Origin of the sequence: Pseudomonas tremae (assembly GCF_001401155.1) — a bacterium.
GTDB lineage: Bacteria > Pseudomonadota > Gammaproteobacteria > Pseudomonadales > Pseudomonadaceae > Aquipseudomonas > Aquipseudomonas tremae.
The window spans coordinates 1-279 of record NZ_LJRO01000214.1 but is presented as its reverse complement, the minus strand read 5'-3'; the positions used below and the strand labels follow the sequence as shown (position 1 = coordinate 279).

Sequence of the window (279 nt, the reverse complement as noted above, 5' to 3'; positions counted from 1 at the left end):
TTGCCTAAGGAGGGCAGTCAATGAAACGCAAGCCTGATTTACTCTGGATTCTGGTTATTCTGTTTTGCTTGGGTGTCGTGACAACCGGTTATGCGCAAAGCTTGTGGACCAGCAAGGATGACGCTCCAGTCGAGATCACTCAACAACAGCAAAAAGTCCCCGGCAGGCATTAAGCCCTGCTTCTGCTCTGATCGTTGATTGCCCTGTTGGCTGAACGATCAGAGTATCTGTGTCAGATACCAGCCTTTATCAGATACCGTGCCTTGCAGCGGTACATCC

At 50.2% G+C, this 279-nt stretch carries 1 protein-coding gene; it reads left to right on the top strand.

Annotated elements, in window-relative coordinates:
• Positions 1-20 precede the first annotated feature (20 nt).
• Positions 21-173 (top strand): hypothetical protein, encoded by a 153-nt coding sequence (locus ALO43_RS30935; RefSeq protein WP_083492177.1) that lies wholly within the window; start codon positions 21-23, stop codon positions 171-173.
• Positions 174-279 lie beyond the last annotated feature (106 nt).